The following is a 15361-nucleotide window of genomic DNA, read 5'->3' on the forward strand; positions in this document are numbered from 1 at the left end:
AGCCTCACTGTAGTTGGGTTACATAATTTTTACCGAGTCTTATAGAATTTGAATTACTCCTGGAAATTCACCAGACCTTTCTATCAAAAAAAATACGCCTGGAAGCGTTTTCCAAGCGTATGTTTCAGTGTTAATAGATCTAAAAGTTCTCGCTCTAGGAGTCAGAATCTTCTTTGATTTTTATTTTGGTCTCGCCGTCATCATCGGTTTTGATTTTGGCTTTGGTGTCTTCCGTTTCCATTTTAATTTTGGCTCCGTCATCCTTGACCTTGATTTCTGCGCCTTCGTCTTCCATTTGCTCAACCAAGGCTTCTTCTTTTGTTTGTTCTCTACACGATGTTACCGTTGCACTCAATACAAGGGCTAATGCAGATGCTATTATATATTTTTTCATTGTTTTTATTTTGGAATTAAACTTGATTTAAAGTGGATTTAAGCAGCTTCTTGATCCATTTTATTGGCCACCATCTTTGTGGTGGTAAGCTGTACGATATAACCCATTACCACTTTAAACAGGTTGTTGGATTTCCCGACCACTAATTTTTTGGTTAAAAAGCCAGTTACTATACTCACTACGGTCTTAAGCACCGTAGAGGAGACTTTAGAACCTTCTAAAAGTTCATTTGCTGTTTTCTTGATCAGCACAGAAGGTCTTAAACTCGACGCGGTTAGGCGGTATTGCTTTTTGATATCTGCCAATTGCTGGTTCTTTTTGAGTTCCAAACGGGCAATCTCATTGTGTAATTTCTGTTGCTCTTTACTGTAACTCATGTTCTGTGTTTAATAAGGGTACGGGTTGATGTTTATTGGTGGCTGTTGCTCTTCTGAGCTTGCTTATTACCAGATCACTCACCGGATGTTCTACCAATGGTCGTCTCAGCATATAAACTAAGATGCCAATCAACAGATAAACTCCAGCCATAATTAGAAAGCCTGCGTAATAGGCGTCTAACTGATTCCCGATATAAAGGCTTAAGCCAATATTCAAGAAGAGTAAAAAACTGGCAACAATAAGGACCAGCAGCCCTTTGCTCACTAATGAAGAGACTACCTCTGCAGTGCTGTCTAATGCGTGAAGTTTGTATAATTGTACATGGGTCTCTGTATAATCCTTTGCTTTTTTATAAAGCATTTCTACATGTGCTGCTGTGTCCATAATTGCTCGGGGGTTATTACAGGTTTTGTTGTGCTCTGGCCAACTCTGATTTACTGCTTTCAATAATGTTAGAACCCGCTTCTTTTAAAACGTCTAACTTCTCAGAAACGCGATCTACCGTGGTATCCACGTTGTTGTTCAAATTGTCTTTAAGGTCTTTAGCCTTGTCTGCGATCTTAGCTCGGGTTGTAGCTCCTTTTTCTGGGGCCAACAATACGCCTGCGATTGCACCAACGGCGATTCCTCCTAAGATTCCTAATACTGTATTTTGTGTACTCATGATATGTTTGATTTTAGATTAATAATTATTTGTGCTTTGTGATTGTGGCTAGACTTTTCTACCACTGATTAGTCTTAATAGCACCGCGATTACAGCGATTACTAACAATACGTGGATCAATCCACCGACACTGTATACGAAGAACCCTAGGGCCCATCCAATAACTAATACAATGGCAATTAGGTATAATAAACTTCTCATAGTTTGATTTTTTATGGTTAGTCCGACTACTTTAGGCTCTCTAAAGTTTCTTCGGTTATTTCTATGTTCGATTCTATGCGTTTGATGCTCTGCTGAGCTACTTTAAGCATCTCTCGTTTGTTGGATTCACTCATAAGAGAATCCATCATTTCTTTCTGCACATCAAGATTTTTTTGCAGTTGTTCTAAAGCAGTACTGTCTGCGTAGATCTCTTCGTCCAGCGTATAAGCTGGAAGCCGTCTGGCACGAGTGGCCACAAGGATCATATTCTCTTTTGCGACCGCTTTGAGATCTTGATAGATCATTTCCTGTTCTTTGCGAATGGTTTGGGCGGCTAAATGCACTTCCGGCTCCACATTGGCCTGCTTGATGGCGTCACAAAGAGCAATGGTATTGAGGTTTTCCTGTGTGGCCATTAGCAACAGATCGGCTTCGATCTGATCGTTAATAACCAATTCTTTAAAGTTCTTTGACTTTCGTTGTACTCTTGATTCACAAGAGCCGAAGGTCAAGAAGACCAGTAAAAAAATTGTTGTTATTTTCAGGAATTGCCTCATTATCTTTCTTCGTTGGTACAAAGATGCGACGAAGTAGAGGCTTTTGTCTTACAGGATTTTTACAGCTTGTTATAGGATTCCAATACGGTAAGTGAAAAAGCTGTAATTAAAGCAAAAGAAGCGCTAGGTTTTTGTGAAAACTGAGCTTTGCTGATCTTATTCTGGCAAGTAAATGGTAAATATAGCCCCAGATCCAGGCGTTGCAGTTGCCGTAATATGACCTCGGTGATTGTCTGTAATCTTGCGACAAATTGCTAATCCAATACCGGTTCCGGAATATTCATCCTTGTTGTGAAGTCTGGTAAAAAGCGTGAAGATCTTCTCACCGTATTCAGATTCAAAACCAATTCCGTTGTCCTTGAAATCTATCTTGTGAAATCGTTCTGCTACACTTTGACTCAAGATGGGGTGATCCGTTTTATCCACTGAGGAATACTGTATACGAACTACAGGTGCAGTTTCCTCTTTTCGATATTTAAGCGCGTTCCCGATCAGATTGATAAATAATTGTTGAATTTGAAAAGGAACCACTTGCAGTTCAGGCAAGGGGTCGGCTACTATTTCTGCCTGATTGTTTTCAATAGGTTCTTCCAATTCTATCAAAGCCGATTGTAAGAGTTCATTGAGATCTGACGGAACTTTGTCTTCATCGGATTTACTACTTCTAGAATACTGAAGCAGATCGTCAATCAACAAACGCATCCGTGAAGCGGCAACGTTGATTCGCTGCATATAGGTCTGCCCTTTTTCCGTTAGTGAGGTGGCTTCTGAATCTTCCAAACGGGAGAGAAAGGTCTGAATTTTGCGCAATGGCTCCTGCAAATCGTGACTGGCCACGTAATTAAAAGCCGCCAATTCCTTATTGTTGAGCTCTAACTCCTTGTTTCTTTTTTGTAAGGCGTTGAAACTATCAATCTCGTCTGTGATATCCGTGGTGGTCCCTAAGAGTTGCACATTGCCTTCGGTATCCATGATGCTCTTCCCATAGGCCTTTAAATACCGTATCGTTCCATTTTTGTGTACCACACGATAATAGATAAAAGGCAAATCCATATCGACCTTCATTTGTGCGACTTGATCCTTTAGCGTCTCAACATCCTCAGGGTGCACAAAACGCATAAAATTCTCTATCGTCGGCGCAAAGGAATTGGGTTGCTCACCAAGCAAGCGGAATAAATTGTCAGAAAAAGAGAATTCATCCGTATTTACGTTCCACCGCCAGCTTCCGTGTTTGTTGATCATCTCAGACTGATTGGTCAACTCTTTAAATACATTGAGCTCTTTATTACTGGCCGTGATCTTGTCCAGATTAACACTGATTCGGGCATAAGACAAATACAACAACAAGAGCGTGAAGACAATCAGACCAAATAGAAATAAAGGAGTGATGTTTGAAATGCTTTCATAGGCTTGCTTTCTTTTGAGTAACCGCTCATTTTCTAGCAAGATCATCTCATTGAGCTTAACGCGAATGGCATCCATGGTCATTTTACCTTCAAAGAAGACCTTCTTAAAACGCAACAGATCGGTTTGATCCTTTAAGGCATAAGTGCTGGCAATCTGAAAATACTCCAGGCGCTCCTCGATGAGTTCGTTAAGTAGGCGCAGATTTTCGGTCTGCTCACGATCATCTTTGGTAAGTTGTTTAAGCTCTGCAAAGGTGTTGTTTATCTTACCTCGACCCTCAAAGAAGGGTTCTAGATAGATGGAATCTTGCGTAATTATAAAACCGCGTTGACCAGTCTCTGCATCTTTCAGGTAGGACAAGATCTGCTCCAATTCTACATTAACCTTATAGGTATGCATCACCGACTCTTGTGATTCTGACACCTCGGTCATGTGTTTATAACCCAAACCAGCAATAAAGAGTATCAAAAACAAGCTGACCACAAAAATCACCTTTGTAAATACTGCCGATTTGAGAAATTTAGCCGCCATCCCTACAGTCTTAATAAGAAGTTATCACGGTTCAATCCACTGGTTTCGTATTGCCAGTTGGTAGCCACTACGCTGGAGAGCACATTTTTGAGCTTCTTAAAACTACTAGGCTTTTTTATATAGACATTCGCACCTTGCACAAAAGTGTCTTCAATATCTTCTTCCGATGCTGATGTGGAATAAATGGCGACAGCTACACTGTTGAATCTTGAATTCTGACGAATTTCCTTTAAGCACTCCTTTCCGTTCTTTCGAGGCATATTGAGATCCAAAAACAAAATACTGGGTAATTCTGCATCTGATTGATTCAAATAGTCCATCAGGGCTATCCCATCTGGAAACGTAGCTACTTTGGTTCCTATTTTTAATTCATCAAAGGCATCCGTGAAGAACATGCGGTCATCTTCATCGTCGTCTGCCAGGATAATGTGGGTATAGTTGCTTGCCATAGTGGGGGGTTAATTAAGATTTTCTCGGCGTTTGGCAATGATTCGCTGAAAAGCGCTGGGTGTGATTCCCGTGGTCTTTTTGAATTGACCACTTAGATGCGCAACACTGGAATAATTCAATTTAAAAGCAATCTCTGTTAGGCTCATCCCTTCATTTAAAATGAGATGCTTGGTGTATTCTATCTTCTGTAAAATAGTAAAGTGCTCTATGGAGGTAAAGGTTACTTCAGAAAACAAATTGGCGAGATATCCATAGCTGTGTCCTAAGGCCTCGGAAAGATAAACCGAGCTTTTCACAGTAAGCTCCGCATCTTGGTTATACACCATATCAATAATGGTGTCTTTGATCTTTTGGACCAATATACTCTTGTGCTCTTCTACGATCTCAATATTATACGGCTCTAAGAACCCTGCGAATTCGGCGCGTTTATCACTGGAGAGATTTTCTAAGAAATCCACCTCACCAAAACCCGATAATTGATAATCAAGACCGAGCGCATCGAGTTTCTCTTCTAAAACGCGCATGCAAACCGCGTTATAATCAAACTTTAGGAATACTTTCATAGATTTCTAAAACATAAAGCTAAGGCATATTCTGCTTTATATAAAAACAGATTGTATTAATTATTTTTTCTCGCCTTCAAACGCTTTAGTCTTTGTCGGGCTTGATTGTTCAGATACCGATCCTCGGGCTGACCAATCAGAAAACCAAGAGCTGCGTATTTTGTGGAATGATCAAACAGAATTTTTAATGCTGCAGTAATTGGCAAGGCCAAAATCATGCCGGCGATTCCCCAAAGCATCGCGAAGGCCAATAAGGCAAAAATTGCCGCGAAAGCGTTTACACTAATATCGCCACCAATCACTTTTGGCGTGATGAAATATCCCTCAACAAACTGAATAAAACTAAACAAGGCTAAAACTCCAACGGCATAGAGGTAGGAATCCTTGGTCGCAAGGGCAACAAGAGCAGGCAATAACGCACCAACTATAACTCCTACATAAGGTACCACCAGCAGTAAGGCTGCAAAAAACCCAAAAAACAAAGCGTTCTCAATACCTAGCAGTAACAGGCCAATGGAGTTAAGGGTTCCCACAATCAACATAACCTTTAAAAGCCCGTAGATATATCTTCTTTGCGCAGTGTATATTTTCTCTATCATGGTGTTGATATAGGATTTTGAATCGCCACTAAACAGACGGTAGGCAAAATTTCTAAAGAATTTTCTGTAGTACAGAAAAAAGAAGATGTAGATCGGAATCAATATTAAATCACTCAGTAAGGAGCCCCATCCAAGCGCCACAGCAGAAACCACATCAAAATTCTCTTTTATTAAAGCTCCAAATTTTACATCCTCTCGAAGTAAAGAATTACTGGACCTAACTTGTAATACAGATTCAATCTCTTTGATGGTGTCCGTGTAAACATTCACAATTTTGTCTCCATAGGTATTGCTGTTCTCTATAAAGAAGTGCAATTGAGACCCCAAAGTGAGCAATAGAATAATGGTTATTGAAAAGACCACAGTTAAGGAGATCAAGGTAGCAACTAATCTATTGCACTTGAGTTTGCGCTCTAAAGTTTGCTGAAAAGGAAAGATAACTACGGACATGATTATAGCCAGTAGCAGCGGAACAATCAATGATTTTAAGGTGTACAAAACAAAGACCAGCCCAATTAGGAGTAGCAAATTAGAGGTGGTTTGATTGAGGTAAGAAGTAGTTTTCATAGGTGGCTGAACAATACTTCAAAGGTAATCGGGCTTAGCTGCAGAATTTTTACAGGATTTAAAGAATGTGTTATATAATTTCACTGAGCAGCAGCCTTACAGCTACGGTAGGTTTTATTTTGATCGATCCTTCACAAGCATCATCACCTCAAAGTATGCAGCAACTACCGACCAAATGATAGACAAAACAATGTATCCGTACAGCTGAGACAGCCAAAGTGGCTCACTACCTGCGAACCAATCCACCTCAAAGAGCCAATCCATCCCGAGCAAAAAACCATAAGCACCAAGGATCAGGTGACTGGCCAGCTGCCAATAGGTCACCTTTACAAACAGAACTGTAGACCAATAGCGCTTTTGATATGCAACGAATAAACTTCCCATAAGCACCCCTTGGATCAGCAGTAAAATAGGTAGAATAAGTATATAGCCAATGAAGTAGAAAGCTGCTGATTTGATCAACATTAAGGGGAAGATCACCCAGAAAGCTCGAGTTTTCTGGCCTTGATCTATGGCTTTTCTTAATCCAGAAAATAACTTACTCTGGGCGTATTGTAGCTCTTTCTTTTCCAGCATTTGTTCTCCCAAAGCTGCGACTTGAGCACTAGTAGTAGCCGCTCGCTTGGCCAATTCAAAGGCCAAGGCGAATAGTGCAAAGCAAATTAGAAAGAGTAGAAATACAATCATGAGCGAATGATACTAGAACACTCTAAAAATCATTTTCTAATAAAAAAGGTATACCAGACTCTAAGTTAAAAATATATTGGAGGACTGGGTAAATTCCAATTGACGCAGATGTAAAATTTTAAAGCTAACTTAGAGGTTCAATTATGGAAATAACAATAAAAGAGCGCGACAATAAAGGTTTTGCCCTTGCCAGACAAAATGATGAGCGCCTGGGCATGATGACCTATTCCGTTGCAGGCCCAGAACTCATCATCATTGATCATACGGAGGTTGAAGAAGCGCACAAACAAAAAGGGGTAGGCCTCAAGATGCTTGAAGCTTTGGTAACTATGGCGCGTGATAAAAATCAAAAGATACTACCGCTTTGTCCCTTTGCCAATGCCATGTTTAAGCGCCATAACGAATTTGCAGATGTTCTTAAATAGTCCTTTAAATCGTTGCGACCACCTATTCAATATCAGTTATGCCTGTGAATAAGCTCAAACTCTACGGTACGCAGTGGTGTTTAAAGACTGCGCAATTAAGGCAGTTTCTCCAGGCTGGTGCTATTTCCTTTCTAGATCTTGATGTTGAGAAAGATGGTGAGGCCGCGGCCGACTTAAGAAGGCTGTTTAGTGGCAATCTAAAATTCCCAACCATCACTTATGGAGGGCAGTTCTTAAAGAATCCGTCTATTACCGTTTTAGAAGAATTCTTGGAAAAACACCATTTGAAAGACTAAGGCCGATTGTTTTAGTACATTTAATAGCAATAAATTTCACGACCCATGATGAGTAAGTCACGTAAAAAGATCGGTTTAGCCCCAGGTACCCTTGTATTTACGGGTAATAAAAAAGTCGATAAGGTGATCATTCACCAGTTGTCCTATAACAACGAGCAACTGGAACAAGGAGAACTCGACAGTCATAACGAACATCAAATTGCACCTTTAGATAATAAGAAGGTAGATTGGTTTGACGTTCGCGGCATGCACGATACAGAGCTCATTGCCGCACTGGGAGCTAATTTTGGAATGCATCCGCTTACCTTGGAGAATACTGTGGATATTCATCAAAGACCCAAATTTGAAGAATATGAAGAAGGCTTTTTCATCACCTTAAAAGCTCTGCAATTCAAAGCAGAGACTAGAGAGGTGATCAAAGAACACTTGGCCATTTATGTTACTGACGGAGCTGTGATCAGCTTCCAAGAAACAGAGACCGATCTCTTTGCACCAGTCCGAGAGCGCTTGGAACGCAGTAGCGGCCGTATCCGTTCAAGAGGTGCTGATTACTTAGCCTTTGCTTTGATGGATGTAGTGGTAGATCATTACTATGTGGTCATTGAAGGGTTTGAAGAGGTGATCAATCACTTGGAAGAAGAACTGACGGACAATCCGAGTCCGCAGATCAAAGGAGAGATCCATCATTTGAAAAAGGAACTATTGCAATTGCGCAAGAAAGTAATTCCGCTGCGCGAGGCCACCTCACAATTTTCAAAGTCCGAACACAAACTCATTGTAGACACCACCCCACTCTTTGTTAGAGACCTCTACGAACATACCGTTCATGTGATTGACAATCTGGATTCCAATAGAGATCTGCTCAATGGCTTACAAGATCTGTATATTTCTGAACTCAGCTTTAAAATGAATAAGGTAATGCAGCTGCTCACCTTGGTTTCTACCATTTTTATTCCGTTGACCTTCTTGGCAGGAATTTACGGAATGAACTTTACCAACATTCCTGAGCTTCACTATCAATACGGGTACTTTGTTTTGTTGGGCATTATGTTAGTGATTACCATTATCCTTATCATCTTCTTTAGACGCAAACATTGGATGTAAATGTTAAAATCTTTTAACAGCTCAAGGGCTGATTTAACACTTTTAAGACTTTATAACTAGAAAAATAGTTAAAGGCCGTTAAAGGACTTGACAAACTTCCCTCTGCCGTTATATTAAGAGTGTACCATTACAAAAGCAGTGTCGCTCAGGTACTTGAATTTCTTTACTGGTGAGCTTTCTTAGGTGCCTTCTGCACCCCTCACCCACACTGCAAATCTATTTATTAACTCTAAAATTTCAGCATGAATTATTTAAACATGAATGATGAGAAATTGTTGCCCGTAGTGATTGAACTCAATACACTCTTGGCAGAATATCACATCTACTATCAAAAATTAAGAAACTATCATTGGAACGTACTCGGAAAGAATTTCTTTGACTTGCACGCCAAGTTTGAAGACCTCTACACAACAGCCCGCGTAAGAATTGACGAGATTGCCGAGCGCATCTTAACCTTGCGTTATCACCCGGTAAGTAAATACAGTGACTATCTGCGTATTTCCAAATTGGAAGAATCAGAAAGTATTAAGGACGACCGTGAAATGGTGATGGAGATCTTAAACGACCATAGAATGCTACTAGCACAAATGCGTACCGTAATGTTACACGCAGACAATGCGAAAGACGAAGGTACAGCAGACCTACTAGGAGCCTACATCCGTGAGATGGAAAAAGACAGTTGGATGCTCAACGCTTGGTCTAAAAGAAATGAAGAGACCTTAGCCACAAGTTTAATCGAAGAAGCATAGAAAAATGACCGTACAAGACTTAGAATCTGCAAATCAAGTAAGCGAAAAATTGACCGGCTGGTGGGACACTTTTGTGGCTAACCTACCAAATCTGGGAGTCGCATTGGCAGTCTTGTTAGTTTCTTTCTTGGTTTCAAAACTGGTATACCGCGCTACCTTAAAGTTAATTTATAAGCGCGTCAAGCAAACCAGTGTAACCCAATTAATAGCACGTGTGGCCTCTACGGTCGTGGTGCTAGGAGGATTGATCCTCGCTTTGGTGTCCTTGAATTTAGGAAAGGCTTTAACAACCATGTTATCGGCTGCCGGTGTATCTGGACTGGTAATTGGTTTGGCCCTACAAGGGACACTGTCCAACCTGATCTCAGGTATTGTTCTTTCCTTTAGAAAAAACATCAGCATTGGAGATTGGATAGAATCCAACGGCTATGCAGGAGAGGTGACCGACATTAACCTCAACTATTTTGTGATGCGAGAAGCAGACAACAACATTGTGGTGCTTCCCAACCGAAAGATCATGGAGAATCCTTTTAAGAACTTCTCCAAAACCACAGAGATGCGCATTACACTTTCCTGCGGAGTTGGCTATGAATCCGACTTAGAACGCGTACAGGGATTGACCAAAAAAACTATTGCGCAACACTTTGATCAAGAAAAGCTAGAACGCGAATTGGAGTTTTACTATACCGAATTTGGAGATAGCTCCATAAACTTCATCAGTCGATTCTGGATCAAAGGAGAAAGCGGCTTAGACAAACTTAGAGCCAAAAGCAAGGCCATAATCGAGCTTAAAAAAGCATTCGATAAAGAAGGAATCAATATTCCATTCCCTATCAGAACCTTGCAATTCGACAACGCCTTACCGCTGAGTCAAAAACCAGAAAAAGCCTTTTCAGAGAACTAGTTGTCCTAGACAAAGACAACTTATAATCTAACATTACGGTCCCAGAGACCGCAGGCTAAATATTTTCTAATAATTACAAAAACTATAAAAATGAACTATATAAAATCTATTATAACACTCGCTGCAATTGCTTTAACCGTATCTGTGTCCGCGCAGAGTAACGAGCAAACTGTAGACGAAACGACAATCAAGAAATATCAAATTGAACGTAACGGACAAGACTCCTTTTACACCTTACGCATTGAAAGCATGCGCAATGAAGTGGTAAGCTTGGAAAAATCGGAACGCTATGAGTTGAATCAAGATCGTGTAGACAATATGGACAAAGTCACCAAACGCATCAGCATTGATGCCGACAATGACGGCCAATACGATAGAATGATCACCATGAGTTACAAAAGCGAGGCCGAGGATAGTTTTTCCATTGTGCCGAGTAATGAAGGATTCTTAATCACATTGATTGGAGAAGAGATCGAATACAATCTATTGAAGAAAGACTATGAAATTGAAAAGAAGTATGTCGATTTGTTTGATATCATGCTGAGTGAAGCCAAATAATTTGGACTTCACAAGAGTTGAAAAGCCAGCCTTAGTGCTGGCTTTTTTTTTACCCCTAAGCCATTGATTAAGCACCTGGTAATGATTACATTTATAGAGTGCTATGAATAGAGATACTATAGACATCAACGATTTTACCGTTCTGGTTGAGATCAACAAGGCGCAAGAATTGGTAACAGACGCTTGCAGCTTTGATGAGCCTGTGGTGGCTGTCGCCTTTTACGGATCTGGCAATGTGGAACTGAGCATGGAATGGGGTAAGCAGAAAAAGCAATACAAGGGCACCAAAGGATTGGCGCTTTCTTTTTATGCCGATGCGACTGTAAATTGTGTGCACCGAGTAGCGCCGGACAAACCTTTGGAATGTATCGTGGTAGCCACAGCGCTGCGCAAGCTTAATGAACTTCCCAATCAAGAAGGTGAGATCTTTTCAGAAATGCTCAACGAACTGGTAAATCCCAGCGACAATTATGTAGAAGGTCCTCAGTTCTTTATGAGTCCGCAAATGCAACAAATTGTGGACTCCATCTTTGCGAACAGTTTTACGGGCAAGACCAAAATGATGTTCTTTCGCTCTCAGATCACGGTACTACTCTCCCACTTCTTTGGACAATTGGCCCTGTCCTATCAGCAGCAAAACAGACCGCAAGAAACCGATAAATTAGAACTGGCCAAAGAGATCCTCGCCGCCAATTTAGACAACCCGCCTTCACTTACGGAACTGGCCAAAAGCATCGGGCTAAACACCACCAAACTCAAAAAAGACTTTAAAGCCGTCTTTGGGGTGCCCGTTTTTAAATACCTCCAAAACCAGCGTCTGACCACCGCTCATGAAATGATCCAAAAACAACAGGCCACCGTTCAGGAAGCAGCCTGGCAAGTGGGTTACGACAGTTTGAGTTCCTTCTCCAACGCCTTTACCAAAAAATTCGGCTACAGACCCAGCCAGGTCAAGTAGTGCACTTTTGGAACAAATCATACTTCTTTTAGAATAAATCTAGCCACCTAGACCGCCCTAGTTTTGACGTGTCATTAAAAACATACGTCATGAGATTAACTAGAATACTTATTGTCGGATTAGCCACTTGGCTGTTTGGTGTGCTCAGCTTTGTGCTCGCTTATATGCTTCCTTTTATGGAAAACAAGGAGCTACAGGCCAATTTGGGATTGATCGCTATTCTCTTCCCTTTAGTTTGGAACGCCAATCGCATTTACTACAAAAAGAGCTCCGCCATCAACGGCTGGATCCTGGGAACACTTTTCTTTTTGATCAGCGGTACTATGGACGCCCTAGTAACTGTTCCCCTGCTCTTTTTGCCGGAAGGTGGTAGCTATGCTGATTTTTATGGCGATCCTCTCTTTTGGGGGATCGGATTGATTTTCGTCGCCCTAAGTGGCGCTTATTATCACCTGCGAGTTAAAAACGCCGCACAACCCACAAAATCATAAACCCATGTACTCTTTAACCAATTTCAATTTACTGCTGACCTTATTGCTAACAGGCCTGACCGCTGGACTCTGTTTTACTTGGACTAATGCCATAACGCCGGGCATCGGAAAGCTGGATGATCAAAATTTCTTGATGGCCTTCCAACAGATGAATCGGTCCATCATCAACCCGAGTTTCCTTTTAGTCTTCTTTGGACCGCTCTTAGGGCATTTAGTGAATGTTTATCTGCACAGATTCACTCCAGATAAAAGCTTTTGGCTGTTCGTAGTCGCAGCTGCGCTATATCTAATTGGATTGGTAGTGGTAACCATCACCAAGAATGTTCCCTTAAACGAACTCCTAGATTCGGTAGACATTGCCAGCGCGTCACAAGAAGAACTCGGTTGGCTCAGACGCCAATTTGAAAAGCCGTGGAATACTTGGCATAACATCAGAACCCTCACAAGTACCTTGAGCTTTTTGCTCCTCGCATTGGGCATGCTTTTAAAAAATAACGCTTAAAAACAAATCACAAATACACAAAAACAAATCCTTATGAAAAATCAATTTTTAATTCTCGGAGGTACCGGAAAAACCGGAAGCCGTATTGCTAAAAGATTACAAGAACGCGGAGAGACCGTACGTTTGGGCTCCAGAAGAGCCACTCCTTCTTTCAGTTGGGAAGACTCCAGCAATTGGGCAGAGGTAGTAAAAGACATTACCCACCTCTACATCACTTATCAACCAGACTTGGCCGTTCCGGGCGCCTATCAGGCCGTGAGTGAACTGGTAGCTCAGGCAAAGAAGGCCGGTGTGAAAAAGATCGTGCTACTGTCTGGAAAGGGAGAAACTGAGGCGCAACGCTGTGAAGGAATCGTAAAAAAATCTGGAATTGACTATACCATCATTCAGTGTAATTGGTTCAGTCAGAACTGGAGCGAAAGTTTCTTAATGGAACCCGTTTTGGAAGGTCATGTTGCCCTACCCATGTCTGACAGTAAAATTCCTTTTGTAGATGCTGAGGATATCGCCGATGTTGCTGTAGCCGTTTTCTTGAATCCGAAACACAACGGTCATACCTATGAGCTCACCGGTCCGAAGGGTTACACTTTTAAAGAAGCCGTGGCTACAATTGCTACTGCTACTGGCCGCGATATTGGATTTACCCCAGTAAGCATGGAGGCCTACAAAGGGGTCATGCAAGAAATGGGGCTCCCTGAGACCTATGTTTGGCTCATTACCTATTTGTTTACCGAAGTGATCGGGAATCCAGACAACTCAATAATCACCAAGGATATTGAGAATATCATTGGAAGGCCTGCTAAAGACTTTAAGCAGTACGCGGATGAGTTGGCTGCCACAGGGGGTTGGGATGTGCCCACAACTGCGGTATAAATGCTCAAGCTAAAACGGATCGTCGAATTGATGATTCGTTTTAGCATTTGGGTTTTACCTAGGCGCGGATCTCTAAAATCAAAGAAGTTTGTAACTTAAAGGAAAATTAGAACCATGAGTAACGACGTCCGCAAAGAATATTCCAACGGAGAGATCACCGTGATCTGGAAACCCAAACTGTGTATACACGCCAAAGAGTGTGTCAATAGACTGCCTGAGGTCTACGACCCTGAGAAGCGCCCGTGGATCCAGCCAGAGAATACCTCTGCGGAAGCCTTAAAAAAGCAAATTGACGCTTGTCCTTCTGGTGCTTTGAGTTATAAAATGGAAGGAGAGGCAGCTCCAGAGGCCCAAAGTCTGGAGACCAAAGTAGAAGTTTTAGAAAATGGGCCTTTGCTGGTCTATGGAACGCTTAATGTAACCGACGCCGCAGGCAACACCGAAACCAAAAACAGAACTACGGCCTTTTGTCGTTGTGGTCAATCACAGAACAAGCCGTATTGTGACGGAGCACATGTAGAAGCTGATTTCCGCGGATAAGATCAATAAGTCTATAAAATCAAAAACCACCCTGAAAAGGGTGGTTTTCTTTGTTTAAGGAAAATTGATGGTTAGTTATTTCCTTAGTACATACTGCGTAAAGCGGTAATGTCGTTCCCGTTGAACTCTCCGTTAGTAGAAGCACTGAAACATGCCAACATGATCGATGTTGCATCATATCCAGTAGCTGTTCCTGGAACGTAGATGGCTCCAACTCCTGCTGAACCTTCGTTTACATTCTGCCCGCAGCTTTGACGGCTGAAGTAGTCTGTGTGCCGGAATCCAACAGAGTGACCGATCTCGTGAGTGATCACGTGCTCGTTCACATTGGTAGAGAATCCATCCAAACCATAGATCTGTACCCACTTGTACGGAAGTCCAGAACTTGGGAAACCAGCGCTTCCTCCAGAACCTGATTGGGTTGGGTTGTTGTAAACGACCATATCTTTGTCACCAAAGTTGGTTCCAAAGGTCAGTGTAAAGCTAATAGAAACTCCACTCAAACGGTTGTAGTTGTTTACAGCCCATTGTAAAGCAGTTCGCGCCTTACTGGAAAGACCATAACCACCGCCACCGGTATACCCGATGATGGTAATGTTTCTACCCTGTTGTACCAGGTTAGAAGTACGGTACTGCTTAGCCAATGGATCTGAATCAAGTTCAGCGGCCATTTCGGCAAGTTGCTTTTCAGTCATTACAACATCTTCTTCAATGAACAGACGCTCCTCGCTGGTTCCATCTGGGAAGAAGAATTCATCATAACGAATGAAATTAGGGTTCATACCCAAATCTTGCACCTGCTCCACCACTTTCTGTGGTACTGGCTTAGTCAGGTTTGCTTCTTCGATTTGAGCTTCGGTGTCGGGATCTTCTGAACATGCAGAAAATACCAGTGCTCCCATAAGTAATAGAGCACTTTTTTTAAGTACGTTTTTCATAGAAATCGCAATTAATGGTTAGTGA

At 41.7% G+C, this 15361-nt stretch carries 23 protein-coding genes; 11 read left to right on the forward strand and 12 right to left on the reverse strand.

What is annotated here, in order from left to right:
- Positions 1 to 154: 154 nt before the first annotated feature.
- The 11 genes from POW22_RS15175 to POW22_RS15225 form a co-directional block, all read right to left on the reverse strand.
- A complete protein-coding gene (locus POW22_RS15175) occupies positions 155 to 394 on the reverse strand; it encodes a hypothetical protein (RefSeq protein ID WP_272833615.1) in 240 nt (79 codons plus the stop codon).
- A gap of 38 nt (positions 395 to 432) precedes the next feature.
- Entirely contained in the window at positions 433 to 771 is a 339-nt protein-coding gene (locus POW22_RS15180; RefSeq protein ID WP_272833616.1) for a hypothetical protein, read from the reverse strand.
- Positions 758 to 1156 carry a hypothetical protein gene (locus POW22_RS15185; RefSeq protein ID WP_272833617.1) on the reverse strand — a complete coding sequence of 133 codons (399 nt, stop codon included), beginning with the start codon at positions 1154 to 1156 and terminating at the stop codon, positions 758 to 760. Before POW22_RS15185 ends, POW22_RS15180 begins: the two co-directional genes overlap by 14 nt.
- 16 nt (positions 1157 to 1172) lie before the next feature.
- Positions 1173 to 1436 carry a YtxH domain-containing protein gene (locus POW22_RS15190; protein WP_272833618.1) on the reverse strand — a complete coding sequence of 88 codons (264 nt, stop codon included), beginning with the start codon at positions 1434 to 1436 and terminating at the stop codon, positions 1173 to 1175.
- A 48-nt stretch (positions 1437 to 1484) separates the two neighbouring features.
- Positions 1485 to 1637, reverse strand: a complete 153-nt coding sequence (locus POW22_RS15195; protein WP_272833619.1) for a lmo0937 family membrane protein — start codon at positions 1635 to 1637, stop codon at positions 1485 to 1487.
- A gap of 26 nt (positions 1638 to 1663) precedes the next feature.
- Entirely contained in the window at positions 1664 to 2194 is a 531-nt protein-coding gene (locus POW22_RS15200) for a hypothetical protein (RefSeq protein ID WP_272833620.1), read from the reverse strand.
- 156 nt (positions 2195 to 2350) lie between these two features.
- The gene (locus tag POW22_RS15205; RefSeq protein WP_272833621.1) at positions 2351 to 4132 is read right to left on the reverse strand and encodes a sensor histidine kinase; all 1782 of its coding nucleotides are present in this window, start codon (positions 4130 to 4132) and stop codon (positions 2351 to 2353) included.
- A gap of 2 nt (positions 4133 to 4134) precedes the next feature.
- Complete coding sequence (locus POW22_RS15210) at positions 4135 to 4581, reverse strand: response regulator (RefSeq protein WP_272833622.1); 447 nt, start codon at positions 4579 to 4581, stop codon at positions 4135 to 4137.
- Positions 4582 to 4590: 9 nt separating this feature from the next.
- The gene (locus POW22_RS15215; RefSeq protein WP_272833623.1) at positions 4591 to 5145 is read right to left on the reverse strand and encodes a helix-turn-helix domain-containing protein; all 555 of its coding nucleotides are present in this window, start codon (positions 5143 to 5145) and stop codon (positions 4591 to 4593) included.
- A 56-nt stretch (positions 5146 to 5201) separates the two neighbouring features.
- Positions 5202 to 6311: an AI-2E family transporter gene (locus POW22_RS15220; RefSeq protein WP_272833624.1), complete on the reverse strand. Its 1110-nt coding sequence runs from the start codon at positions 6309 to 6311 to the stop codon at positions 5202 to 5204.
- A gap of 114 nt (positions 6312 to 6425) precedes the next feature.
- Positions 6426 to 6998, reverse strand: a complete 573-nt coding sequence (locus tag POW22_RS15225) for a hypothetical protein (protein WP_272833625.1) — start codon at positions 6996 to 6998, stop codon at positions 6426 to 6428.
- Between the two features lie 143 nt (positions 6999 to 7141).
- On the opposite strand from POW22_RS15225, the gene POW22_RS15230 reads away from it, so the two are divergent.
- The 11 genes from POW22_RS15230 to POW22_RS15280 all read left to right on the forward strand — a co-directional run bounded on the left by POW22_RS15230 (position 7142) and on the right by POW22_RS15280 (position 14398).
- The gene (locus POW22_RS15230) at positions 7142 to 7423 is read left to right on the forward strand and encodes a GNAT family N-acetyltransferase (protein ID WP_272833626.1); all 282 of its coding nucleotides are present in this window, start codon (positions 7142 to 7144) and stop codon (positions 7421 to 7423) included.
- Between the two features lie 38 nt (positions 7424 to 7461).
- A complete protein-coding gene (locus POW22_RS15235) occupies positions 7462 to 7719 on the forward strand; it encodes a glutaredoxin family protein (RefSeq protein ID WP_272833627.1) in 258 nt (85 codons plus the stop codon).
- A 45-nt stretch (positions 7720 to 7764) separates the two neighbouring features.
- Positions 7765 to 8823, forward strand: a complete 1059-nt coding sequence (corA, locus tag POW22_RS15240) for a magnesium/cobalt transporter CorA (protein WP_272833628.1) — start codon at positions 7765 to 7767, stop codon at positions 8821 to 8823.
- Positions 8824 to 9065: 242 nt separating this feature from the next.
- Positions 9066 to 9572, forward strand: a complete 507-nt coding sequence (locus tag POW22_RS15245; protein WP_272833629.1) for a Dps family protein — start codon at positions 9066 to 9068, stop codon at positions 9570 to 9572.
- 4 nt (positions 9573 to 9576) lie between these two features.
- On the forward strand, positions 9577 to 10476 hold the full coding sequence (locus POW22_RS15250) for a mechanosensitive ion channel family protein (protein ID WP_272833630.1): 900 nt from the start codon (positions 9577 to 9579) through the stop codon (positions 10474 to 10476).
- A 90-nt stretch (positions 10477 to 10566) separates the two neighbouring features.
- Positions 10567 to 11034 (forward strand): hypothetical protein, encoded by a 468-nt coding sequence (locus POW22_RS15255; protein ID WP_272833631.1) that lies wholly within the window; start codon positions 10567 to 10569, stop codon positions 11032 to 11034.
- A 103-nt stretch (positions 11035 to 11137) separates the two neighbouring features.
- Complete coding sequence (locus POW22_RS15260; protein WP_272833632.1) at positions 11138 to 11992, forward strand: helix-turn-helix domain-containing protein; 855 nt, start codon at positions 11138 to 11140, stop codon at positions 11990 to 11992.
- Between the two features lie 89 nt (positions 11993 to 12081).
- Positions 12082 to 12483 (forward strand): DUF5367 family protein, encoded by a 402-nt coding sequence (locus POW22_RS15265; protein ID WP_272833633.1) that lies wholly within the window; start codon positions 12082 to 12084, stop codon positions 12481 to 12483.
- Positions 12484 to 12487: 4 nt separating this feature from the next.
- Positions 12488 to 12985, forward strand: a complete 498-nt coding sequence (locus tag POW22_RS15270) for an anthrone oxygenase family protein (RefSeq protein ID WP_272833634.1) — start codon at positions 12488 to 12490, stop codon at positions 12983 to 12985.
- A 33-nt stretch (positions 12986 to 13018) separates the two neighbouring features.
- On the forward strand, positions 13019 to 13858 hold the full coding sequence (locus POW22_RS15275) for an NmrA family NAD(P)-binding protein (protein WP_272833635.1): 840 nt from the start codon (positions 13019 to 13021) through the stop codon (positions 13856 to 13858).
- A 114-nt stretch (positions 13859 to 13972) separates the two neighbouring features.
- Positions 13973 to 14398, forward strand: a complete 426-nt coding sequence (locus POW22_RS15280) for a (4Fe-4S)-binding protein (RefSeq protein WP_272833636.1) — start codon at positions 13973 to 13975, stop codon at positions 14396 to 14398.
- A gap of 83 nt (positions 14399 to 14481) precedes the next feature.
- Here the strand turns inward: POW22_RS15280 and POW22_RS15285 are convergent, their stop codons facing one another.
- Positions 14482 to 15336 carry a M57 family metalloprotease gene (locus tag POW22_RS15285; RefSeq protein ID WP_272833637.1) on the reverse strand — a complete coding sequence of 285 codons (855 nt, stop codon included), beginning with the start codon at positions 15334 to 15336 and terminating at the stop codon, positions 14482 to 14484.
- Between the last annotated feature and the right edge of the window lie 25 nt (positions 15337 to 15361).

The organism is Gilvibacter sediminis, assembly GCF_028561565.1.
Classification (GTDB): Bacteria; Bacteroidota; Bacteroidia; order Flavobacteriales; family Flavobacteriaceae; genus Gilvibacter; species Gilvibacter sediminis.